Origin of the sequence: Kitasatospora purpeofusca (assembly GCF_036010405.1) — a bacterium.
Lineage (GTDB): Bacteria > Actinomycetota > Actinomycetes > Streptomycetales > Streptomycetaceae > Kitasatospora > Kitasatospora purpeofusca.
In genome coordinates, this window is sequence record NZ_CP108561.1 from 1591618 (window position 1) to 1615218 (window position 23601).

19 protein-coding genes and 1 pseudogene are annotated in these 23601 nt (G+C 73.4%); 13 read left to right on the forward strand and 7 right to left on the reverse strand.

Features of this window, described 5'->3' with window-relative positions; genetic code table 11:
• Positions 1–27 precede the first annotated feature (27 nt).
• From OG715_RS06795 to manA, 7 genes are all read left to right on the forward strand, one after another.
• Positions 28–1320: an ABC transporter substrate-binding protein gene (locus tag OG715_RS06795; RefSeq protein WP_266276460.1), complete on the forward strand. Its 1293-nt coding sequence runs from the start codon at positions 28–30 to the stop codon at positions 1318–1320.
• Between the two features lie 103 nt (positions 1321–1423).
• Positions 1424–2296 carry a carbohydrate ABC transporter permease gene (locus OG715_RS06800; RefSeq protein ID WP_266276459.1) on the forward strand — a complete coding sequence of 291 codons (873 nt, stop codon included), beginning with the start codon at positions 1424–1426 and terminating at the stop codon, positions 2294–2296.
• A 3-nt stretch (positions 2297–2299) separates the two neighbouring features.
• Positions 2300–3196, forward strand: a complete 897-nt coding sequence (locus OG715_RS06805; RefSeq protein WP_407660951.1) for a carbohydrate ABC transporter permease — start codon at positions 2300–2302, stop codon at positions 3194–3196.
• A gap of 117 nt (positions 3197–3313) precedes the next feature.
• The gene (locus OG715_RS06810; protein ID WP_266276457.1) at positions 3314–4627 is read left to right on the forward strand and encodes a glycoside hydrolase 5 family protein; all 1314 of its coding nucleotides are present in this window, start codon (positions 3314–3316) and stop codon (positions 4625–4627) included.
• 1 nt (position 4628) lies between these two features.
• Positions 4629–7673, forward strand: a complete 3045-nt coding sequence (locus tag OG715_RS06815) for an alpha-mannosidase (RefSeq protein ID WP_266276455.1) — start codon at positions 4629–4631, stop codon at positions 7671–7673.
• 139 nt (positions 7674–7812) lie between these two features.
• Positions 7813–8769, forward strand: coding sequence for an ROK family protein (locus OG715_RS06820; RefSeq protein WP_266276453.1), 957 nt, complete (start codon positions 7813–7815; stop codon positions 8767–8769).
• A 64-nt stretch (positions 8770–8833) separates the two neighbouring features.
• On the forward strand, positions 8834–10069 hold the full coding sequence (gene manA, locus OG715_RS06825) for a mannose-6-phosphate isomerase, class I (protein WP_266276451.1): 1236 nt from the start codon (positions 8834–8836) through the stop codon (positions 10067–10069).
• A gap of 142 nt (positions 10070–10211) precedes the next feature.
• Here manA and OG715_RS06830 read toward each other — a convergent pair whose 3' ends face one another.
• The 3 genes from OG715_RS06830 to OG715_RS06840 all read right to left on the reverse strand — a co-directional run bounded on the left by OG715_RS06830 (position 10212) and on the right by OG715_RS06840 (position 12360).
• On the reverse strand, positions 10212–10808 hold the full coding sequence (locus OG715_RS06830) for an acyl-CoA thioesterase (RefSeq protein WP_266276449.1): 597 nt from the start codon (positions 10806–10808) through the stop codon (positions 10212–10214).
• Positions 10805–11110 (reverse strand): hypothetical protein, encoded by a 306-nt coding sequence (locus tag OG715_RS06835; RefSeq protein WP_266276447.1) that lies wholly within the window; start codon positions 11108–11110, stop codon positions 10805–10807. The genes OG715_RS06830 and OG715_RS06835 overlap by 4 nt, the downstream gene beginning before the upstream one ends.
• A gap of 248 nt (positions 11111–11358) precedes the next feature.
• The gene (locus OG715_RS06840; RefSeq protein WP_266276445.1) at positions 11359–12360 is read right to left on the reverse strand and encodes a DUF6528 family protein; all 1002 of its coding nucleotides are present in this window, start codon (positions 12358–12360) and stop codon (positions 11359–11361) included.
• Between the two features lie 167 nt (positions 12361–12527).
• Between OG715_RS06840 and OG715_RS06845 the strand changes: the two genes are divergently transcribed.
• Positions 12528–14918 carry an excinuclease ABC subunit UvrA gene (locus OG715_RS06845; protein ID WP_266276443.1) on the forward strand — a complete coding sequence of 797 codons (2391 nt, stop codon included), beginning with the start codon at positions 12528–12530 and terminating at the stop codon, positions 14916–14918.
• A 59-nt stretch (positions 14919–14977) separates the two neighbouring features.
• Here OG715_RS06845 and OG715_RS06850 read toward each other — a convergent pair whose 3' ends face one another.
• From OG715_RS06850 to OG715_RS06860, 3 genes are all read right to left on the reverse strand, one after another.
• Positions 14978–16312: an NAD(P)/FAD-dependent oxidoreductase gene (locus OG715_RS06850; RefSeq protein WP_266276441.1), complete on the reverse strand. Its 1335-nt coding sequence runs from the start codon at positions 16310–16312 to the stop codon at positions 14978–14980.
• A 240-nt stretch (positions 16313–16552) separates the two neighbouring features.
• Entirely contained in the window at positions 16553–17149 is a 597-nt protein-coding gene (locus tag OG715_RS06855; protein WP_266276439.1) for a hypothetical protein, read from the reverse strand.
• A gap of 130 nt (positions 17150–17279) precedes the next feature.
• Complete coding sequence (locus tag OG715_RS06860; RefSeq protein ID WP_266276437.1) at positions 17280–17762, reverse strand: cysteine/serine endopeptidase inhibitor; 483 nt, start codon at positions 17760–17762, stop codon at positions 17280–17282.
• A gap of 130 nt (positions 17763–17892) precedes the next feature.
• On the opposite strand from OG715_RS06860, the gene OG715_RS06865 reads away from it, so the two are divergent.
• Both OG715_RS06865 and OG715_RS06870 read left to right on the forward strand, forming a co-directional pair.
• Positions 17893–18150, forward strand: coding sequence for a hypothetical protein (locus OG715_RS06865; RefSeq protein ID WP_266276435.1), 258 nt, complete (start codon positions 17893–17895; stop codon positions 18148–18150).
• Positions 18151–18387: 237 nt separating this feature from the next.
• A complete protein-coding gene (locus OG715_RS06870; RefSeq protein WP_266276433.1) occupies positions 18388–18624 on the forward strand; it encodes a hypothetical protein in 237 nt (78 codons plus the stop codon).
• Between the two features lie 217 nt (positions 18625–18841).
• Here OG715_RS06870 and OG715_RS06875 read toward each other — a convergent pair whose 3' ends face one another.
• Positions 18842–20104: an ISL3 family transposase gene (locus tag OG715_RS06875; protein WP_266273001.1), complete on the reverse strand. Its 1263-nt coding sequence runs from the start codon at positions 20102–20104 to the stop codon at positions 18842–18844.
• A gap of 657 nt (positions 20105–20761) precedes the next feature.
• Between OG715_RS06875 and OG715_RS06880 the strand changes: the two genes are divergently transcribed.
• The 3 genes and pseudogenes from OG715_RS06880 to OG715_RS06890 all read left to right on the forward strand — a co-directional run.
• A complete protein-coding gene (locus OG715_RS06880; RefSeq protein ID WP_323182287.1) occupies positions 20762–21805 on the forward strand; it encodes a TauD/TfdA dioxygenase family protein in 1044 nt (347 codons plus the stop codon).
• Between the two features lie 51 nt (positions 21806–21856).
• On the forward strand, positions 21857–23158 hold the full coding sequence (locus OG715_RS06885; protein ID WP_266276431.1) for an ROK family transcriptional regulator: 1302 nt from the start codon (positions 21857–21859) through the stop codon (positions 23156–23158).
• Positions 23159–23220: 62 nt separating this feature from the next.
• Positions 23221–23550: pseudogene (locus OG715_RS06890) on the forward strand (arylsulfatase); the annotation flags it as partial.
• Between the last annotated feature and the right edge of the window lie 51 nt (positions 23551–23601).

The window sequence follows — 23601 nt, forward strand, 5'->3', positions numbered from 1 at the left end:
TCCCCCACCCACCACGGGAGAACCCTCATGCGTAGAATCCGGGCGGCGGTCACGACGGCGGTCCTCACCGCGACCCTGGCCACAGGCTGCGGACTCGGCTCCGACGGCAGCTCCGGCAGCGGCGACAGTGCGGCGAGCGCCGCCGCCACCGGCGAGGTCAAGGGCAAGGTCTCGCTCCAGACCTGGGCACTCAAGCCGAAGTTCACCGCCTATGTGCAGGGCGTGATCGACGGCTTCAAGCAGAAGTACCCGGGCGTCGAGGTCGACTGGCTGGACCAGCCCGGCGACGGCTACTCCGACAAGGTCCTCAGCCAGGCCGCCGCCGGCACCCTGCCCGACGTCGTCAACCTGCCACCGGACTTCGCCCTCCCGCTGGCGAAGCAGGGTCTGCTGCTGGACGTCGCCAAGGCCGACCCGAAGCTCGCCGAGGAGTACGTGGCCGGCGGCCTCGACGCCTACCGGTTCGCGGGCCTCGGCGGCACCTTCGGCTACCCCTGGTACCTCAACACCGACGTCAACTACTGGAACGCCGAACTGCTGACCAAGTACGGCCTGGACCCGAAGAAGCTCCCCACCACCCTGGACGAACTCATCGCCCAGGCCAGGACCTTCAAGGAGAAGGCCGGCGGATCGGTCTACCTGATGAGCCGCAAGCCCGGCCTCGGCGACCTGGTCGACGCGGGCGTCAAGGTGATGGCGGAGGACGGCAGGTCGTTCACCTTCAACACCCCCGAGGCCGCGGCCGTCCTGGACAAGTACCGCGCCGCGTTCAAGGAGGGGCTGCTGCCGAACGATGTCCTCACCGACACCTACGCCGGCAACTCCAAGCTCTTCACCGCCGGCACCGCGGCCTGGACCACCGCCGGGGCCAACTTCGTCACCACCGTCGCCACCGACAACCCCACCCTCGCCCCGAAGATCGTCTCCTCCCCGTCGATGGGCACCCCGCCGCTCTACGTCCAGGGCGTGTCCGTGCCGAAGGGCACCAAGAACCCGGCCGCCGCGGTGGCCCTGGCCCGCTGGGTCACCAGCCCGGAGAACCAGGCCGCGTTCTCCCGGCTGACCAGCATCTTCCCCTCCACCAAGGCCTCCGCGAACGACCCGCTGTTCAGCAAGTCCGACGGCAGCAACGCCGGCGACGCCAAGGTCGTCGCCTTCACCTCGCTGGCGAAGGCGAAGATGCTCCAGCCGGTCCAGGTGGACGACGCGATGAGCACCATCGTCAAGCAGCAGTTCACCCTCGCGATCAGCGGCGACACCAGCTCCAAGCAGGCCCTGGACACCGCCGTCGAGCGGTGCAACCAGCTCCTCAAGGGCTAGACCCAGGGCTGACCGCCCGCGCGCCGGTGGGCGGCGGCCCCGCCCCCGGGGAGCCGCCGCCCACCGGGAACGACCCGCGACCCCCGCCCCAGGAAGGCACGGCATGACCCACCGGCGCTGGTTCACCCCCTGGCTGCTCGCCGGGCCCGCACTGATCTGGCTGGCCGTCTTCAACCTCTGGCCCGCCGCCAACACGGTGATCCTGTCGTTCACCAACGCCAAGCCACTGGGCGGCGGGCGGTTCACCGGCCTCGACAACTACCAACGCGCCTTCAGCGACGAACAGTTGACCGACGCCCTGCTCAACTCCGTGATCTACCTCCTGATCTGCCTGCCACTGCTCACCGTGCTGCCGCTGCTGCTGGCCCTGCTGGTCCAGCGCCGACTGCCCGGCATCACCTTCTTCCGCACCGCCTTCTACACCCCCGTCGTCGCCTCCGCCGTCGTGGTCGCCCTGATCTGGGGCTGGGCCCTGAACGACCGGGGGCTGATCAACGGCGTGCTGCGGCAGACCGGCCTCGCCGACTCGCCGGTCCCCTTCCTCACCGACCGCTGGCTGCTGCTGCTCAGCGCGATCGCCCTGACCACCTGGAAGGGCCTCGGCTACTACATGGTCATCTACCTGTCGGCGCTGGCCAACGTCGGCCGGGAGCTGCACGAGGCCGCCGCCGTCGACGGCGCGGGCACGCTGCGCCGCTTCCTGCACGTCACCCTGCCGGGGGTACGGCCCACCATGGTGCTGGTCTCGGTACTGATCTCGGTCTCCTCGCTGCGGGTGTTCTCCGAGCTGTACGTGCTCTCCAACGGCACCGGCGGCCCGGGCGGCCGGGACATGTCGGTGGTGATGCTGATCCAGATGTACAGCCGCGGCTTCAACGGCCACCTCGGCTACGCCTCGGCGCTCAGCCTGTTGCTGTTCCTCATCACCCTCGGCCCGATGCTGCTGCTGACGCGCCTCAACCGGAAGGCGGCCTGACCCGTGAGGCGCTCCCGCAGCTCCGACTCCCCGCGTTCCCGCGGCTCCGACTCCCCTCGCTCCCGCAGCTTCAACACCCCCTCCCCCGCCGAGACCGCGCTGCGCTACCTGCTGCTCCTGTTCGTCCTCCTGCTGGTCGTCGGGCCGTTCCTGTGGCAGCTCTCCACCTCCCTCAAGGGTCCGACCGAGGACGTCTGGTCCGCCACCCCGCACTTCCTCCCGGACCACCCCACCTTCGACAACTACCTCAAGGTCGCCGACACCATCCCGGTCTGGACGTACGCCGCCAACTCGCTGCTCGTCGCCGCCATCGCGATCTTCGGCAACGTGGTCGGCTGCACGCTGGCCGGCTACGCGCTCGCCAAACTGCGCTTCCGGGGCGTCCGGCTGGTCTTCGGCCTGCTGCTGGCCACCCTGGTGCTGCCCGGTGAGGCGACCATCGTGTCCCAGTACGTCACCGTGCGCAGCCTCGGCCTGGCCGACACCCTGACCGGGGTGGCCCTGCCCGGGGCGCTCTCCATGCTCAACGTGCTGCTGATGCGCACCGCCTTCGCCGCCGTCCCGCCCGAGCTGGAGCAGGCGGCGCTGGTGGACGGCGCCAACGTCCGGCAGCGGCTGTGGCACATCGGGCTGCCGAACGTGCGCGGCATGCTCAGCGTGATCGTGATCTTCACCTTCATCGGCGCCTGGGACGACTTCCTCTGGCCGCTGATCGTGCTCAACGACCCGCAGAAGTACACCCTCACGGTGGGCCTCCAGTACCTCAACGGCACCTTCAGCGCCAACCCCCGGCTGATCGCGGCCGGCACCATGATCGCCTTCCTGCCGATCGTGGTGGTGTTCGCGGTGTGCCAGCGCTTCTTCTTCAAGGGAGTGGAGGAGGGTGCCGTGAAGGGCTGAACCCCGCACCGGACGACCCGCACCGGACGACCGCGCCGGAGCGCACCGCTCCGGACGACCGCACCGGACGACCGCACCGGACGCACCGCCGTTCCTCCTCCCAGGGAGCCACCGACCATGACCACCGCTCCGCGGACCACCGCCCCGCGCTTCGGCGTCAACTACACGCCCACCGCCGGCTGGTTCCACCACTGGCTCGACTTCGACCTCGACGCCGTCCGCGCCGACCTCGACTCGATCGCCGCGCTCGGCCTCGACCACGTCCGGGTGTTCCCGCTCTGGCCGCTGTTCCAGCCCAACCGCACGCTGATCCGCCCGCGCGCCGTCGAGCAGCTCGTGGCGCTGGTGGACGCGGCCGGGGAGCGCGGGCTCGACGTCGCCGTGGACGGCCTCCAGGGCCACCTGTCCAGCTTCGACTTCGAACCGGCCTGGATCCGCACCTGGCACCGCCGGAACATGTTCACCGACCCGGACGTGGTCGACGGCCAGGCCGCCTATCTGCGCACCCTCGCCGCCGCCCTCGCCGAACGGCCCAACTTCCTCGGCATGACGGTCGGCAACGAGGTCAACCAGTTCTCCGGCGAACCGCACCCCGACCCCCACCGGGCCACCCCCGAGCAGGCCGGGGCCTGGCTGCGCCGGATGGTCGACGCCTGCGAGCGGGGCGCCCCCGGCCGGCTGCACCTGCACGCCTCCTACGACGCCGCCTGGTACCTCGACGGGCACCCGTTCACCCCCTGGCACTCGGCCCGGATCGGCGCGGCCACCGCCGTGCACTCCTGGGTGTTCAACGGCACCGCGCAGCGCTACGGCGCCCGTTCCACCGCGAGCGACCAGCACGCCGCCTACCTGGTGGAGCTGTCCAAGGCCTGGGCCGGGGACCCGCACCGCCCGGTCTGGCTCCAGGAGGTCGGCGCCCCGGCCCCGCACATCACCGCCGCCGACGCCGCCCGGTTCACCGGCGCGACCGTCGCCGCGGTGCTGGACTGCCCCGACCTGTGGGGCGTCACCTGGTGGTGCTCGCACGACGTGGACCGCTCGCTGGCGGACTTCCCGGAGCTGGAGTACAGCCTCGGCCTGCTGACCAACGACCGGCGGGTCAAGCCGGCCGGGGAGCGGCTGGCCGGGGCGGTCGCCGCCGCGCGCGCCGACTGGCGGGCGCCCGCGCCGCGCCGCACCGCCGTGGTGGTCGCCGCCGGGGACGAGGTGACCGCGCCGGGCCGCTCGGTCTGCGGCCCCGGCGGCGCCGTGTTCGAGACCTTCATGCGGCTGGCCGCGGACGGCGCCCGGCCCACCGCGGTGCTGGCCGAGCGCGCCGGGGACGCCGCCCACCTCGCCGCCCGGGGCATCACCGAGCTCGTCCACCCTGACACCCCCGAGCTCCGCCGATCCTCCCTCCCCCTCGCCCAGTCGCCCAACGGAGTCCGCTGACATGCACGATGACCGCACCCTCGTCGAAGCCCGCCTCAAGCGCGTCCTGGAGGAGCGCATCCGCCCGGCGGTGTACCCCGAGTCCGTCCCGCTGACCGTCTCCGCCTGGACCGCGCCCGGCGAGCCCGTCCCGGTCGCCGAGGGCCTGGCCGCGCCGCGCTCGCCGATCGCGGTCGGGGACGCCTGGGGCGCGCCGTGGAGCACCAGTTGGATCACCGTGGCCGGGACGGTGCCCGAGGCCTGGGCCGGGCGGACCGTCGAGGCGCTGATCGACCTCGGCTTCGACGCCAATATGCCCGGCTTCCAGTGCGAGGGCCTGGTGTACCGGCCCGACGGCACCCCGGTGAAGGGCCTCAACCCGCAGAACCAGTGGGTGCGGATCGCCGCCCCGGCGGCCGGCGGCGAGCCGGTGCTGCTGCACGTCGAGGCCGCCGCCAACCCGGTCATCCTGGACTACCACCCCTTCCTGCCCACCGAGTTGGGCGACAAGGAGACCGCCGGGGACAAGCCCCAGTACCGGCTGGCGCGGATGGACCTCGCGGTCTTCGACGAGACGGTCTGGCAGCTGGTGCTGGACCTGGAGGTGCTCGGCGAGCTGATGGCCGAGCTGCCCGCCGACGGCGCCCGCCGCTGGGAGCTGCTGCGCGCGGTCGAGCGGGCCCTCGACGCGATCGACCTCCAGGACGTCAACGGCACGGCGGCGGCGGCCCGTTCCCGCCTGGTCGAGGTGCTGGCCGCGCCCGCCGCGCCGTCCGCGCACCGGATCGGCGCGATCGGCCACGCCCACATCGACTCGGCCTGGCTGTGGCCGCTGCGGGAGACGGTCCGCAAGGTCGCCCGGACCGCCGCCAACATGACCGCGCTGCTGGAGGACGAGCCGGACTTCCTCTACACCATGTCCCAGGCGCAGCAGTTCGCCTGGATCAAGGAGCACCGCCCGGAGGTGTACGCCCGGGTGAAGAAGGCGGTGGCGGACGGCCGCTTCGTCCCGGCCGGCGGCATGTGGGTGGAGTCGGACACCAATATGCCCTCCTCGGAGGCGATGGCCCGTCAGTTCGTGCACGGCAAGCGCTTCTTCATGGCCGAGTTCGGGATCGAGAACGAGGAGGCCTGGCTGCCGGACACCTTCGGCTTCACCGGGGGCCTGCCGCAGATCATCCGCAACGCGGCCTCCAAGTGGCTGCTGACCCAGAAGATCTCGTGGAGCCAGATCAACAGGTTCCCGCACCACACCTTCCTGTGGGAGGGCATCGACGGCACCCGGATCTTCACCCACTTCCCGCCCGTCGACACCTACAACTGCTCCATGAAGGGCTCCGAGATCGCCCACGCGGCACGGAACTTCAAGGACAAGGGGGTGGCCCGGCACTCGCTGGCGCCGACCGGCTGGGGCGACGGCGGCGGCGGCACCACCCGCGAGATGGTCGGCAAGGCCGCCCGGCTGCGCGACCTGGAGGGCTCGGCGACGGTGCGCTGGCAGCGGCCGGCCGAGTTCTTCGCCGAGGCCGAGGCCGAGTACCCGAAGCCGCCGGTCTGGGTGGGCGAGCTGTACCTGGAGCTGCACCGGGCCACCCTGACCAGCCAGGCCCGCACCAAGCAGGGCAACCGGCGCAGCGAGAACCTGCTGCGGGAGGCCGAACTCTGGTGCGCCACGGCCGCGTTGCGCACCGACCTGGCCTACCCGTACGAGCAGCTGGACCGGATCTGGAAGACCGTGCTGCTGCACCAGTTCCACGACATCCTGCCGGGCTCCTCGATCGCCTGGGTGCACCGGGAGGCGGAGGCGACGTACGCGGGCCTGGCGGCCGAGCTGGAGGAGCTGATCGGCGCCGCCCAGCGGGCCCTGGCGGGCGATCCGGCGGGCGGGCGCGAGCTGGTGTTCAACGGCGCCCCGCACGGACGCTCCGCGGTCCCGGCGGGCGGCGCGGCGGTGGCGGTGGCCGGTCCGGGCGACTGCTCGGTGGCCGCGCGCGAGGGCGGCGGCTTCGTGCTCGACAACGGGCTGCTGCGGGTCGTGGTGGACGGCGACGGCCTGGTGGTCTCGGCGGTGGACGCGGCGAGCGGCCGGGAGGCCGTCGCCCCGGGCGGCCGGGCGAACCTGCTCCAGCTGCACCCCGACTTCCCGAACATGTGGGACGCCTGGGACGTCGACGAGTTCTACCGGAACACGGTCACCGACCTGGTCGGGGCCGAGGAGGTCGCGGTGCACGCCGAGGGCCCGGCGGAGGTCGCGGTGCGGGTAGTCCGCTCGTTCGGCTCCTCCACGGTGACCCAGACGCTGACCCTGCGCGCGGGCTCGGGCCGGCTGGACATCGACACCGAGGTGGACTGGCACGAGGCGGAGAAGTTCCTGAAGCTCGCGTTCCCGCTGGACGTGCACACCGAGCGGTACGCGGCCGAAACCCAGTTCGGCCACCAGTTCCGGCCCACCCACACCAACACCAGCTGGGACGCGGCCAAGTTCGAGGCCTGCAACCACCGCTTCGTGCACCTGGCCGAGCCGGGCTGGGGCGTCGCGCTGGTCACCCCCTCGACCTACGGGCACGACGTGACCAGGGCGGTGCGCGCGGACGACGGCGGCACCACCACCACGGTGCGGTTCTCGCTGCTGCGCGCACCGCGCTTCCCCGACCCGCGCACCGACCAGGGGCGGCACCGGTTCCGGCACGCGCTGGTGCCGGGCGCGGAGATCGGCGACGCGGTCCGCGAGGGCTACGCGGTGGGCCTGCCCGAGCGCCGGGTGACCGGTTCGGCGGAGTCGGTGCGGCCGCTGGTCGAGCTGGACCAGGACGCGCTGGTGGTGAGCGCCGTCAAGCTGGCCGACGACGGCAGCGGGGACCTCGTGGTGCGGGTCTACGAGTCGGGCGGCGGCCGGGCCCGGGGGCGGCTGGCGACCTCTTTCGCGCTGGCCGCCGCGGTGCCCTGCGACCTGCTGGAGCGGCCGTGGGACGGCACCCGCGGCGAGGTGGTGGCGGACGGCGACGGGGTGCGGCTGGCGCTGCGGCCGTTCGAACTGGTGACCCTGCGGCTGACGCCGGCGCGCTGATCCTGTTTGCTGTCCCTGTCGTCCTGCTCGTCCGCTCGTCCTGCTCGCCTGCTCGTCCTGTCCGTCCCGCCGCCCCGGTCGCTCGGGAGCGGCGGGACGGACGCCGGTCCGTCCGTCCACCCCACCGGAGCCCTCCGTCATGACCGCGCCCTCGCCGTCCGCCACCCCGCTCCTCGCCGGCCCGCTCTACGCGGCTGTCGACATCGGCGGCACCAAGATCGCCGGGGCGCTCGTCGACTCCGCCGGGACGCTCGCCCACCGGGTCCAGCTGCCGACCCCGGCGAAGGAGTCCGGCACCGAGGTGCTGGCCGTGGTGCACCGGGTGCTGGACCACCTCGCCGCCGCCCCCGACTGGGCGGCGGTCACCGCCGTCGGCATCGGCAGCGCCGGACCGGTGGACCTCGTCGGCGGCACGGTCAGCCCGGTCAACATCCCCGGCTGGCGGGAGTTCCCGCTCACCGCCGAGGTCGCCGCCCACCCCGCGGTGGCCGGCCGCCCGGTCGCGCTGGCCGGGGACGGGGTCGCGATGGCCGCCGCGGAGCACTGGCGCGGCGCCGCCCGGGGCGCCGGGAACGCGCTCTGCCTGGTGGTCTCCACCGGCGTCGGCGCGGGCCTGGTGCTGAACGGCGCCGTGCACCCCGGGCCCAGCGGCAACGCCGGCCACCTCGGCCACATCAGCGTGGACCTGGACGGCGAGCGGTGCCCGTGCGGCTCCTACGGCTGCCTGGAGAACATCGCCAGCGGCACCGCCATCGCCCGGCGGGCGCTCGCCGGGGGCTGGGAGCCCCGGGGCGGGGACCGCTCGGCGCGCGCGGTGGCCGAGGACGCGCTGGCCGGGCACCCGGTGGCGCTGGCCGCCTTCGACCGGGCGGCGCAGGCGCTGGCGGCCGGGATCGCCGCCACCGCCACCCTGGTCGACCTGCGGCGGGTGGTGGTCGGCGGTGGGGTCGCGGCGGCCGGACCGGTGCTGTTCGAACCGCTCGCCCGGCACCTGGACCGCTACGCGGCGCTGCCGTACGTGCACGGGCTGGACGTGCGTCCGGCCGAGCTGGGGAACGACGCCGGGCTGATCGGCGCCGCCGCGCTCTGCCGCTGAGCACCGAACTCCAGTCCCCCCGCCCCGCCCTCGCCCGCGCCGCCAGCTCCGGGAGACCGCCGCCATGCCGCTGTTCGCCCCGCTCACCAACCCGGTGCGCCCGTACCCCTGGGGCTCCGTCACCGCGATCCCCGCGCTGACCGGTACCGCACCCACCGGCGGGCCGCAGGCCGAACTGTGGCTGGGCGCCCACCCGTCCGCGCCGTCCCTGCTCGACGACGGGCACGGCCCGCGCCCGCTGGACCGGCTGATCGCCGAGGCCCCGGAGGAGCTGCTCGGCGCGGCCACCGTCGAGCGGTTCGGCCCCCGGCTGCCGTTCCTGTTCAAGGTGCTGGCCGCCGAACGGGCGCTGTCCCTCCAGGTCCACCCGACCCGGGCGCAGGCGGAGGCCGGGTTCGCCGCCGAGGAGGCGCTCGGGATTCCGCCGGACGCCCCTGAGCGGATCTACAAGGACCGCGACCACAAACCGGAACTGCTGTGCGCGCTGGGCGACTTCGAGGCCCTGTGCGGCTTCCGCCCGGCTGCCGCGACAGCGGCGCTGCTGGACCGGCTGGCGGTCCCGGCACTGTCCGGCTGGGCCTCGGCCCTGCGCGCGCGGCCCGCCCCGGAGGTGCTGCCCACCCTGCTCCGGCAGGCCCTCGACGGCGGCGGTCCGGGCGGTCCGAGTGGCCCCGGCGGTGCTGCCGTGCTCACGGAGGTCACCGCCGCGCTGGACCGCGTCGCGGCCTCCGGCGGCCCTCACGCCGCCGCCTGCGCGGCCTACGCCCGCGCCGCCCGCGACTACCCCGGCGACCCGGGCCTGCTCGCGGCGCTGCTGCTGAACCACGTCCGGCTGCGGGCCGGCCAGGCACTGCACCTGGACGCCGGCGTGCCGCACGCCTACCTCCGCGGCCTGGGCGTCGAGCTGATGGCCAACTCGGACAACGTGCTGCGCTGCGGTCTGACCGCCAAGCACATCGATGTCCCGGGCCTGCTCGCGGTGACCGTCTTCGAGGCCCTCGAACCGACCGTGCTGACCGCCGCGCCGATGCCCGGCGGCGATCCCTCGGAAGCCTGCTTCCCCTCCCTCGCGGCCGAGTTCCGCCTCTCGCGGCTCCGCCCCGCCGACACCGGCGTGCGGATCGACCGCGCGGACTCACCGCAGATCCTGCTGTGCACCTCCGGCGAGGCCCGGCTGTCGGCCCCCGACGGCCCGTCCCTGCGCCTCGCCCGGGGCGGTTCCGCCTACCTGCCGCCCACCACCGTCCCGGTCCGGCTCGACGGCCCGGGCGCGGAACTCCACCGCGCGACCGTCGGCTGACGCGCCGCCCGGTCCTTCCCGCCGTCCTTCCGACCTGTCCTGCCGGCCCTCGTTGCGTCCGTCCGCCCGTCCGCCCCCGCACAGGAAGAAGCCCCAGTCGACTTCCTGTGCCGGGCGTCGGCCGGCCCGGCCTCCCGAGGGGTCAGCGCGCTCGGTGCCGGTACGACCCCACGGGGACGCCCCTGGTCAGCGCGCTCAGGCCGGGCAGGCGCCGGCGGGGCTGGTGGTGTCCGGCGGAGGCGGCGACCAGGGCCCCGCGCGGGGACTTCACTCCCGGCCGGGGCGGCACCGCGACGGCCGTCTCGTCGGCCAGGAAGCCGGAGAGGAACCGCCGCTCCGACGGGCTGAGCGTGCGGGAACGGCCGGAGGCCTGGTCCCGGGCGACCACCACGGTCCGTGCCCGCATAAACGTGTGCGGATCACGGCACACATTCACCACGACATGCGCGGAACTGCGTCCGAGCCGTTCCACCGTCAGCCGTACCAGCAATGGTTCCGGCCGGTGGTACAGCTGTTCCAGATAATCGATCTCGTGCCGGGCGATCAGGAATCCCGACGGAAACAGGGATTCCCTTACTGCGGTCGAGTGGTGGCAGAAGAGGTCGTAAATTCCCTCCTGCACGTAGGAGACCAGCCGGGCGTTGTTGATGTGCCCGTTCTCATCGACGTCGCTCCACCGGGTGGGGCAGGCCAGGACGTGCGCGTTGGCGTCCGCCTCGTGGTTCCGTGCCGCGCTCACCGGTGTTCGGCCGCGGCACCGGTGGGCAGCAGTGCCCGCTGCAACCGGGCGTAGTAGACGGCGTGCTCGGAGGCCATCCGAGCGGCGGTCCAGCCCTCTTCGGCGGCTTCGGCGGCGGCCCGGACGACCAGGCTGTCGAGCACGCCGTCGACCGCCCGGCACAGCTCGGCCACCGCCGCCAGGCGCTCGGGGACGTCCGACCCGCCGACCGTGCCGCCGGCCGGGAAGGCCGCGAGCGAGTCGACCGCGAGCCGCAGTTCGTCGACGTTCTCGGACCTGGATTCGGAAACGAAATTGCGCACAGTTCTCTCCCTAAACGTTTACGGCATTTCTGGATGCGCGTTTCTGGATGTGCGGACCCCGCGATCGGGTTCGCGTTCCCCCCGGCGCCATGGACGCTATCCCAGCCCGGGGCGCTACCGGGAGGTATTCGGAACAGGAGCGGAAACTGACCACCATTGGAGTAGTTTGACGTTGCATAAAATCAGCCGCATCCTCCGAATGCCACCCCGTTCGGCCCCTCCGCCCGGACCGGCCCCCGGCCGACCGGTCATGCCCCGCTCCCCCAACTGGTCCACCAGCGCGCCTTGTAGAGCTGGGCGCCGGGCAGGTACCGGACACCGTCCGGGCGGTGCAGGGTGAGCACCGAGGTGCACCAGACGCACGGGCCCGCATGGTCCGGGGCGGCCGTGAGCAGCCGCCCGGTGCCGGGCTCGTCGCCCACGCTCTTGATGTCCCGCTCGGCCCCTTCGTCCGCCAACCGGATCCGGGTGAAGCGGTCCGCCGCCGGGTCGAACCGCCACAGGTGCGCCGTCGTGCTCACCCAGAACCGGCCCGGCGAGGCGAGCACCGGGGCCAGGTCGTGGCCGCCGCGCTCGGGCAGCGGCACCGACCGTTCGACGGTGAGCGTCGGCGCGGCCGAGGTGCCGCCCACCCGCAGCGCCGTCAGGGCGTCGTCGCCGAGCGCCCAGAGCAGCCGGGTGCGCGCGTCCCACTGGACGCCGTGCGCGCCCGGCAGCCGGTACTCGGCGTGCACGGTGCTGCGCGGACCCAGCGAGGCCGCGTACAGCCGGACCCAGCCGCCGCCCGAGGCGGCGACGGCGACATTGCCGTCCGGGAGCAGTTCGGCGCTGTGCGGGTTGGCCGACCCGGTGTCGACGGCCCAGTCGGTGGCGCCGGTCGTGGTGTCGACGACGGCCGCCAGACCTCCGGAGGCGGTGGTGACCAGGTAGCGACGGCCGTGCCGGACCCGGCTCTTGGCCTCGTCCGGCATCGCCCACGTCCGGCGCGGGTCGAGGTCGGCCAGGTCGGGGGCGGCGTCCGCGGACCACGACCAGAGCACCGGCCGCCGGTCCGGCCCACCGGGCAGGGACAGCGCGGCCGGCCGATCCGCGCCGAGCACCAGCACCCGCCGGGAGGCCTGGTCGACCACGGCCACCGTCCAGGTGGGCCGCAGCCCGGCGGCCGCGGCCGGCGCCGCGCCGATCCCCAGCACGAGGGCGGCCGCACCCGCCGCCGCCCGCCACACCCGCCGTACCCGCCTCGCCCGCACCTGGCCGCCTCCCGCTGTCCTGCTCCCGCTGCGCTGCCCCCGCCACCACCGTGCGGCGCGCCCCCGCCCCCCGCCAGCGCACGGGCGCCGACCGGCCTAAACACCGTTTGTCGTACCCGGGTGGTTGGATCGGAACCGAGGGCACCGCCAGAGGAACCGGAGACACGATGAGCACGGCCAGGAGCACCGGCGCGCAGGCCACCGAGCCGCACGCCGCCGACAGCCACGACCTGATCCGCGTGCACGGAGCGCGGGAGAACAACCTCAAGGACGTCAGTATCGAGATCCCGAAGCGCCGGCTCACGGTGTTCACCGGCGTCTCCGGTTCGGGCAAGAGCTCGCTGGTGTTCGACACCGTCGCCGCCGAGTCGCAGCGGCTGATCAACGAGACCTACAGCGCCTTCGTCCAGGGCTTCATGCCGTCCGTGGCCCGGCCCGACGTGGACGTGCTGGACGGCCTGACCACCGCGATCATCGTCGACCAGCAGCGGATGGGCGCCGATCCGCGCTCCACCGTCGGCACCGCCACCGACACCAACGCGATGCTGCGGATCCTGTTCAGCCGGCTGGGGCAGCCGCACATCGGCTCGGCCAAGGCCTTCTCCTTCAACGTCGCCTCGATCAGCGGGGCCGGCGCGGTCACCGTCGAGCGCGCCGGGAAGACCGTCAAGGAGAAGCGCAGCTTCAGCATCACCGGCGGCATGTGCCCGCGCTGCGAGGGCCGGGGCGCGGTCTCGGACATCGACCTCACCCAGCTCTACGACGACTCCAAGTCGCTCTCGGAGGGCGCGATCACCGTGCCCGGCTTCACCGGTGACGGCTGGATGACGCGGATCTACGCCGGTTCCGGCTTCCTCGACCCGGACAAGCCGATCCGCGACTACAGCGAGCAGGAGCTGCGGGACTTCCTGCACCGCGAGCCGACCAAGGTGAAGGTCAACGGCATCAACCTCACCTACGAGGGGCTGATCCCCAAGGTCCAGAAGTCCATGCTGGCCAAGGACCGGGAGGCGATGCAGCCGCACGTCCGGGCGTTCGTGGACCGCGCGGTCACCTTCACCTCCTGTCCCGACTGCGGGGGCACCCGGCTCACGGCGGCCGCCCGCTCCTCGAAGATCGGCGGCATCAGCATCGCCGACGCCTGCGCGATGCAGATCAGCGACCTCGCGGAGTGGGTGCGCGGTCTGGACGAGCCCTCGGTGGCACCGCTGCTGGCCGCGCTCCGGCAGACCCTGGACTCCTTCGTGGAGATCGGCCTCGGCTACCTCTCGCTGGAGCGGCCGGCCGGCACCCTCTCCGGCGGCGAGGCGCAGCGGGTCAAGATGATCCGCCACCTCGGCTCCTCGCTGACCGACGTCACCTACGTCTTCGACGAGCCCAGCACCGGTCTGCACCCGCACGACATCCAGCGGATGAACGGCCTGCTGCTCCAGCTGCGGGACAAGGGCAACACGGTGCTGGTGGTGGAGCACAAGCCCGAGGTGATCGCGATCGCCGACCATGTGGTGGACCTCGGCCCGGGCGCGGGCTCGGCGGGCGGCACGGTCTGCTACGAGGGTCCGCTGGCGGGCCTGCGCGCGGCGGGCACGGTGACCGGCCGTCATCTGGACGACCGGGCGGCGGTGAAGAAGACCGTCCGCACGCCGACGGGCAAGCTGCCGATCCGCGGCGCCGCGGCCCACAACCTGCGCGACGTCGACGTGGACGTCCCGCTCGGCGTGCTGGTCGTCGTCACCGGCGTGGCGGGCTCCGGCAAGAGCTCCCTGGTGCACGGCTCGGTCCCGCCCGGCGAGGACGTGGTGTCGGTCGACCAGAGCCCGATCCGCGGCTCCCGGCGCAGCAACCCGGCCACCTACACCGGCCTGCTGGAGCCGATCCGGAAGGCCTTCGCGAAGGCCAACGGGGTGAAGCCGGCCCTGTTCAGCCCGAACTCCGAGGGCGCCTGCCCGACGTGCAACGGCGCCGGGGTCGTCTACACCGACCTCGCGATGATGGCCGGTGTGGCCACCACCTGCGAGGACTGCGAGGGGCGGCGCTTCGACGCCTCGGTGCTGGAGTACCGCTTCGGCGGCAAGGACATCAGCGAGGTCCTGGCGATGCCGGTGACGGAGGCGGAGGCCTTCTTCGCCGCCGGCGAGGCCCGCACCCCCGCCGCCCACCGCATCCTCACCCGCCTGGCCGACGTCGGCCTCGGCTACATCAGTCTCGGCCAGCCCCTCACCACCCTCTCCGGCGGCGAGCGGCAGCGTCTCAAGCTGGCCACCCACATGGGTGACAAGGGCGGCATCTACGTCCTCGACGAGCCGACCACCGGCCTGCACCTGGCCGACGTCGAGCAGCTGCTCGGCCTGCTGGACCGCCTGGTCGACTCCGGCAAGTCCGTCATCGTGGTCGAGCACCACCAGGCCGTCATGGCGCACGCCGACTGGATCGTCGACCTCGGCCCCGGCGCCGGCCACGACGGCGGCCGCATCGTCTTCGAGGGCACCCCGGCGGAGCTGGTCGCCGCCCGCTCCACCCTCACCGCCGAACACCTGGCGGCCTACGTGGGCGCCTGAGCCGGGGTGTCGGGCCCCGGGCGCTCCCGGGGCCCGACACCCCTTCCCGCTACCTCCCGCTACCGGCCGGCGATGGTGTCGGCGAGGCGGGCGAGGGGGGAGGTGGTGGGGCGGCGGCGGGTGGCTTCCCGGCGGTCGGCGAGGTGGTACGCGGCGTAGAGGGCGTGGACGCCGAGCCAGCGGAAGGGTTCGGGCTCCCAGCGGCGGACGCTGTGGCCGACCCAGGGCAGCCGGGTGAGTTCGGTGTCGTGGCCGAGCACGAGGTCGCGCAGGGTGCGGCCGGCCAGGTTGGTGGTGGTGACGCCGCTGCCGACGTAGCCGCCCGCCCAGCCGAGGCCGGTGCGGCGGTCCAGGTCGACGGTGGCGCACCAGTCGCGGGGTACGCCGAGGACCCCGGCCCAGGCGTGCTCGATCCTGGCGGTGCGGGCGGCGGGGAAGAACTCGTGCAGGATCTCGCGCAGTTGGCGGACGGTCGCGGGCTGGGTGGCGCCGTCGGTGTCGGTGCGGGAGCCGAAGCGGTAGGGGACGCCGCGCCCGCCGAGGGCGATCCGGTCGTCCGCGGTGCGCTGCGCGTACATGTAGGCGTGGGCGAAGTCGCCGAGCACCTCGCGGCCCTCCCAGCCGGTCTCCTCCCAGAAGGAGGCCGGGAGCGGTTCGGTGGCGATCATCGCCGAGTTCATCGGCAGCCAGGTGCGGCGTTCGCCCGCGAGGCCGGAGGTGAAGCCCTCGGTGGCGCGCAGCACGTACCGAGCGGTGACGGTGCCGTGCGGGGTGACGGCCCGGGGTTTGCGGCCGCCGCGGATCTCCGTCACCCGGGTGCCCTCGTAGAGGTCGACACCGAGCCGTTCGACCACCTCGGCGAGGCCGGCGGCGAGCTTGGCGGGCTGGAGGCGGGCACCGTGCGGGCTCCAGACGGCGCCGAGGGTGCCGGCGACGTTCAGGCGGCGCGCGGCCTCGGCGGCGTCGAGTTCCTGGACGCGGTCGGCGCCGTAGGCACGTTCGGCCTCGGTGAAGGTGCGCAGCCGGGCCAGTTGGGCGGGGGTGCGGGCCACCTCCAGGACGCCGCCGCGCACCAGGTCGGCGTCGATGTTCTCGGCGGTGAGGGTGTCGGCGACCTCGCCGACCGCCCGGTCCATCACCCGCTGCATCGCGGCGGCCCGCTCCTGCCCGTACCGGCGGGCGAAGGCGCCGCGGCCGGCGAAGCCGTTGTACAGCCAGCCGCCGTTGCGGCCGGAGGCGCCGTAGCCGCAGAAGCGCTGTTCCAGGACGGCGATCCGCAGGCCCGGGTCGGCCTTCTTGAGGTAGTAGGCCGTCCACAGGCCGGTGTAGCCGCCGCCGACCACGCAGACGTCGACCTCCCGGTTGCCGGGCAGCGCCGGCCGGGCGTCGGGCATCCCGAGCCGGCTCCACCAGAAGGACACTCCGCCGTTCACACCCGTGCCGTTCACACCCGTGCCACCGGACCCCACGGAACCCGACCTCGCTCTCACGCCGACAGTTTCCCGGACGCTACGCCTGCCGCCCGGGTGCGAACCACCGCCAGCTTGGAAGAATCCGGTGCCCGCTCGCTGCACCCTGTCAGGTGCGCGGCAGGGGTGGGGGCGGGTCCGGAGCCGCGGGGGGCGGGACGGGGGTCAGGCTCCGAGGAGGCGTTCGAGCAGCCCTGCGGTCGGCTCGCCCTCCCCCGGCTCGGGGACGGCGCAGCGCACGTCGAAGGCGGCGTCGCGGGCGCGGGCGAGTTCGGCGGCGTCGCGGGCCGGGTCGAGGAAGAGGGAGCGGCCCGGTGCCAGGAGCATCCGCACGGCGCCGGCGGTCCAGTCGGGGGTGAGTTCGACGAGTCCGCCGTCGCCCTCGGCCATCGCCCCGGCGAGGCCGCGCAGGACGGTGAACGCCCAGATCATGCCGGGGAGTTCGAAGTCGACCCGGGTGTCGAGGTCGAGCGTGAGGGCACCGGTGGCCTCGTCGTGGCGGAGGGTGAGGTCGTCGTGCTCGGCCAGTTCGAGGAGGTGGTCGGCATGGTCGCCGTCGAGCCGGCTGTCGCACTCGGCGACGGCCGCCGGGAGTTCGGCGAGGTACTGGTCCCGCAGGGCCCGGTCGGCCCAGGGGGTGCAGAGGCCGGTCCAGTCGGACTCCGGCCGGGCGGAGGCCGGGGCGAGCGGCGAGCGCAGACAGGCCCGCAGGCGGGGTTCGGCGATGGTGACCGCCGCCGCGACCGTGATGTACAGCGCCATGTCCGCGGCTCCTCCGTCGTCGTACCGGCCGAACCGGTCGTGCCGGCCGCGCCCGCTGTGGACGGTGCCGATTGTGCCCGCACCCGCCGACAGTGGGGGCCGCGGCGGGGGCGGGCGACCGGGGGGCGGCTCAGCCGATGGTCGAGCCGGTGACCGGCTCGGAGAGCGGGATGCTCTCACCGGCGAATCCGGCCTTGACGAACTGCCAGGTCAGGCCGTTGATCACGCCCTGGCCGAGGGGCGCGAACCGGGCGAAGGCCGGCTGGCTGAGGTCGATGTGGGTGGAGTCGCAGGACGGACACTTGTCCCTGACCGGCACGGTGACGGTCTTGCCCTGGTAGCTGACCTTGACCGAGATGCCCTTGCAGAGCGGGTCGTTGTTGGGGTTGGCGCTGGTCCACCAGGTGTGCGAGACGGCGACCAGCATCTGGTTGCCGGCGTTGATCTGGGTGCCGCAGGCGCCGTAGCCGGCGTCGTTGTAGTAGGTGGCCTTGCCGCTCATGGGCTTGTTGATCGGTATCGCGGCACTCGCCGTACCGGCGGTGAGCGCGACCAGCGCGGCGGCGGCCAGCGGGACGCCGGCCAGGATCCGGAGGTTCGGGACAACTCGCATGTGTGCCCTCCCAGTTCGGTGACTGGAAAGGACAGTAGGCAGAGCATCCACCACTGGTACAGACATCTGACATGTTGTCATGAACACAGGCAGCGAGGCTTTACCCGCTCGGCCGACGGGGGGACGATGCGTGACCGCACGACTCCCCCGCGCGTTCAGCAGGAAGCCCGTTCCCTCGCCCCCGGAGGCCCCGTTGCGCACCTTCGCCCTGCTCGCCACCCTCGCCGCCGTGCTCGCCGGCTCCGCCACCGGCCCGGCCGCCGCCGCACCGAAGCCCCGGGAAGTCAACCAGGGCTACAGCATCCCGGTCGGCGCCGTCACGGACCTCGGCGCGCTCCCGGTGCTCGGCAGTCTCGGCCTGGACTTCGCCCGACTGCTGGGGGCGTAGGGCCCGTCGGGGTGCCGACGACGGCTGCCTGTCAGGTGCCGGACAGTGCAAGAACTGTCCGGAAGATGATCGTCAGCCTGTCAGGCGAGCCCGTGACCTGCACCGTCACAGAAACACCACATCGATTCCGGTCGCAATTGGTCTCTACCATTGCCCACCGTTCATATTCGGAGGAGGCTCCTCGGCGAAGCGCAGGGGCACGGACCCCGGCGCTCACCAATGGGAGGAAGACCACTCATGTCGATTCGCAAGGCCTTCTCCGCCGTGGCCGTGGCCGGACTCGTGGCCGGTGGCGCCCTGATCGCCGCCCCGAGCGCCCAGGCGTCCACCTGGACCTACATCGGCATCTACCCGACCGCCGCCTCCTGCCACGCGGCCGGCCAGGCGTACGTGAACAACCACCAGGCCATCGTCTACTTCTGTGACACCACCACCGAGACGGGCCCGGCGCGGCTCTCCGCCATCCTCTACTGAGCCGCCGGAACACAATGACGGTGGGCCGCACGGGCAGTGCGGCCCACCACCGCCATCGGTCCCACCTGCGCGGGGACCCGATCTCCTCCGGATCCGATCCTCGAAGACGATCTCCGGAGGCACCCCTCGCCGTACTCGGGCCCGTCCGGACACTGTCCGGGCGGGCCCTTCGACTGCCCACGGTTATTTGGCTCTTGTGTTGGACCTGTGGGTCTGGTCATGCGAGTTGGCGTCGGGGCAGGGTGGGGCGGTTGCCGCCGAGGCAGAGCATGACGAGGGCGATGACGGCCTCGGCGGATCGGAAGCCGAAGCCTCTGCGGATGATCAGGCGGGTCTTGGTGTTGGTGGACTCGATCAGGCCGTTGGACAGCTTCTCGACGATCGCGTGGAGGATGGCCTCGTAGTGGCGCTTGATCTTGCGGGCGAGGTCGGTGAAGGCCGGAAGGCGGGACCGGACAGCCCAGGACAGCCATCGGTCCAGGGCCTTCACAGCGGCCTCGACGCCCTCGTCGGCGGCGATCCGGTAGATCGTGCGCAGGCCCTCCTTCAGCAGATAGGCACGGTGCAAGCGGGGGTCGTTGGTCGCGATCCAGGCGAGTTTGACCTGCTGGCGGGGCGTGAGGTCCTCGGGGTTCTTCCACAACGCGTGGCGTGAGTGCTTGAGGCGTCGGGCGAGTTCGGGGTCCGCGGCCTCGCGTCGGGCCCGGTTCCACGCGGAGCGGCGTTCCTCGTCCAGGGCCTCGGTGGCCCAGGCCACGACGTGGAACGGGTCCATGGCCCGGACCGCGTTCGGAGCGCGCTCGGCGACCACGTCGGCAATCCACTCGGCGCCGTCGGCACTGATGTGGGTGAGCCGGTGCGCGCGGTCGGCGCCGAGTGCGTCGAAGAAGGAGCGGAGCACGTCCTTGCCGTGGCCGTCGGCCATCCACACCACGCGGCGCGAGTCGTGGTCGACCACCACGGTCATGTACTTCTGCCCGCGCCGGTAGGAGATCTCGTCGATGCCCACACGCCGCAGGCCGGCGAGCCGGTCGATCCCGGCATCGGCGTCGGCCTGGTGGCGGGTGATGATCGCGCCGACCGTGCGCCAGGAGGTCCGCATCAGCTGGGCGGTGGCCGCCTTGGAGCATTCGGTGGCCATCCAGGCGACCTGCTGGTCGAAGTCTCGGGTGTGTCCCGCATCGTGGCGGGCCCAGGGGACGGCGGCGACCACCACCCCGTGCCGCCCGCAGGTCACACGAGGTGCGTCGGCCTCCAGGTAGAGCTTGAGGCCGGCGGCGTCCAGGTGGCGCCAGCGCCGCCGCCCCGCACCGGCGTCGAACCCCGGACAGCGGCTTCCACAGATCCCGCACCGGCGACGCGCCCGAGACCTGGGCCGGACAGTGACCACGATGACCTGCGACTTCTCCTCAAACCGCACCTCCTCCGGCACTGCCTGCTCGCATCCGACCAACGCCTTCAATACCGTGGTCAACCGCACGCCGTTCTCCCTGCACCCCAGATTCTGAGTCTCGACACCTCAAGATCTGCACAGGGGACGGCGTGCCCCGCGTTAGACGCGCCTCAGCGACCCACAGATGGAGCAGAAGAGCCGGTTATTTCCGCTGCGAAAGTTAGTCCTCCCGACACGCCCGCGACAGGCGGGAACACGCCCTCGCAGCAGCCGCGTCATCACCCGAACGCCTCCCGCAACGCGGTGTCACACGGCCGCAACACCCTTTCCCAGCAGGCGGAACGGGTGATTGACAGGGATGCGCGAGCTTCAGCACGATGAGCGCCGAGCCCAGTCGCAACACCCCGAGACAGCGGAAGGAGGGCCGATGATCAGCCGCACCGTTCACCGTGTCGCCCCGGTCCGCCGCCGCTGTTGTTGTCCCGGGGCGCTCGCCCGCTGACTCCCGGCCGCACTCCGGCCGCCCCTCCTCGCCGCGGCACCCGTGCGCCCTGCGCCGCACCCCGCCCCGTCGCACCCCGCCCCGTCGCACCCCGCCCCGTCGCACCCGTCCGCGCCCCGCCGCGCCCTGCCCAGGTCCGCGCCGTCGACCGCGCCGGCCGGGCCCTGCCGGCACACACGCCTTCACCGCACCCGCCTTCACCTCCACCGCATCCACCTCCGTACGAGAGTCGAGGATCCGCCATGTCCACCGCCGCCACCACCGCACTCCGCCTCACCCCGGCCGCCGGCCGGATCGGCGCGGTCGTACACGACGTGCAGCTCGGCGGCGAGCTGCCCGCCGGGACCGTCGCCGCGATCGAGGCCGCGCTCTACGAGCACAAGGTGCTGTTCTTCCGCGGCCAGCAGCACCTGGACGACGCCGAGCACGAGGCCTTCGCCCGTCTGCTGGGCCACCCGGTCGGCCACCCCACCGTCCCCAGCGCGGACGGCCGCTACGTCTTCGAGCTGGACGCCACCAAGGGCGTGCGCGCCAACAACTGGCACACCGACGTCACCTTCGTCCCCTCCTACCCCAAGGCTTCGATCCTCCGCGCGCTGGAGCTGCCGCCGGCCGGCGGCTCGACCGTGTGGGCCAACACCGCCGCCGCGTACCAGGACCTGCCGGAGCCGCTGAAGGTGCTGGCCGAGTCGCTGCGCGCCGTGCACACCAACGACTACGACTACGCGGCGAGCCTCGCCCTGCGCCCGGAGCTGGCGGACAACGCCGAGATCGCCAACCTGTTCCGGCAGGTCTTCGTCTCCACCGCGTTCAAGACCGAGCACCCGGTGGTCCGGGTCCACCCGGTGACCGGGGAGAAGAACCTGCTGCTCGGCGCCTTCGCCCAGCGGATCCAGGGCGTCTCGGGTGCCGACAGCCGGGCCCTGCTCGCGCTGTTCCAGCGCTACGTGGAGCGGCTGGAGAACACCGTGCACTGGGACTGGCAGGTCGGTGACGTCGCGATCTGGGACAACCGCGCCACCCAGCACTACGCCGTCAACGACTACGGCGACGAGCCGCGCCTGGTCCGCCGGATCACCCTGGACGGCGACCTGCCGGTGGGCGTGGACGGTGCGCCGAGCCGCCTGCTGGAGCCCGCCGAGCCGCCGCGGGTGGCCGGGCTGGTGCCGGCCGAGGAGCTGGAGACCTCGGCCGCCGAGGCCGCGAAGGTCGCCGCAGCCGAGGCCGCCGGAGCCGGGGCCGCGGTGGCCCCGAGCGCGGTGACCCCGACCGCCGACCAGGACTGAGCGGAAGCAGAACCGGAACAGGACCGGAACCGGAACCGAGGAAGGCGAAGCATGACCACGGACACCGCCCCCGTCACGCCCGTCGGCGGGCCGCGCACCGGGGACGCGCGGCGGGACGTCAACGCCGCCGCCGTCCTGCGGGCGGTGCTGGACCACGGCCCGGTGGCCCGGGGCCGGGTGGCCGCGCTCACCGGCCTGAGCCCGGCGGCGGTCTCCCGCCAGGTGGTCGACCTGGTCCGGCTCGGACTGCTGCGCGAGCGGCCCGAGTTGACCGCCCCGACGGCCGGGGCGGTGGGCCGACCGCAGCTCCCGGTCGACGTCGACACCGGCCGGATCGCCGTGGCCGGGCTGCACATCGGCCTGCCGTACACCACCTTCGCCTTCCTCGATCCGCGCGGGAACGTGCTGTACCGCCGGGAGTTGAGCAATCGCGGCCGCACCGGCCGGGCCGTGCTGCGGCCGCTGCTGGAGCGGCTGCCCCGGCTGCTGGCCGCCGCCCCGGACGGCCGGACCGTGGTCGGCCTGGGCGCGGTCACCGGCGGTTCGGCCGACCGGGAGCGCGGACTGATTCTCCGTCATGACCCGCTGAAGTGGCGGGACCTGCCGCTCGCCGCGCTGCTCGCGGACGCCTCCGGGCTGCCCGTCCAGGTCGACAACCACGCCCGGGCGCTGACCCAGGCGGAGATCCTGTTCGGCCACCCGGCGGCCCGGCGCTCGATGGTGCACCTGTTCGTCGGCCATGTGGTGGACGCGGCCCTGGCGGTCGCCGGCACCGTGCACGTCGGCCCGGCCTCGCCGACCGGGGACGTCGCCCATCTGCCGGTGCCGGACAGCGACCAACTCTGCCACTGCGGCCGGACCGGCTGTCTGGCGGTCGCCGCCTCGGACACCACGCTGTTCGAGGCGGCGACCGCCGAGGGGATCATCGAACAGCCGGACCGGGCGGCCTTCCTGGCCGCCGTCCAGGCCGGCGACCCGCGTGCCGACCGGCTGGTGCGACGGCGCGCGGAGGTCATCGGCCGCGCGCTCGCCCTGCTGGCCGACGTGGTCAACCCCGATCTGCTCGTCCTGACCGAGACCTTCGCCCTGCTCGACCCGGCCTACCTGGACGTGGTGCGCACCGAGTTCGCCCGCCGCTCGCACCTGCGGCGGGACGCCGATCTGCTGATCGCCCAGCAGCGCGGCGCCGATGTGCTCGCCGTCGCCGCCGGAGCCGCCGCGCTCACCGCCCTGCACGCCCGTCCGGTGCACGCCCTGACCGCCGTTCCCCGGCCGCACGGGCCGACCCCGAACCGGCCGCCCCTGAACCCGCCGACCCCGCACGCTTCTTCCCGCAGAGGACCCCACTCGTGACCAGCTTCCCCACCGCCCCCGCCCTGTCCCGCCGGACGCTGCTGCGCGGCGGCCTCGCCGGCGCCGGACCGCTCGCGCCCGGCCCCCACCTGGTCACCGTCGAGGCCACCGCCGTCCCGGGCCTGCGCTGGGAGTTCCGGGTGCTGGTCGACGGCGCGGAGACCGGGCGGCTGGGCCCCGTCCACCAGCTCATCGGGATGGCGCCGTTCCAGGGCATCAGTGTCGGCGTCGACCGCAAGTCCCCGGTCTCCTGGCCGGTGTACGAGCGCCACCGCTCGTTCCGCTACGGCGGCGGCCTGCGCGCCGTCACCCACCGGCCCGGCGATCCCGCCCCCGACGACCCGGAGACCGTCGCCCGCGCCCTGCGGGAGGCCGCCGCCGCCTTCGAATAACCGATCACGAAACCGATCATCGGGTTATCCTCCGACTGCTCAGCCTCTTTG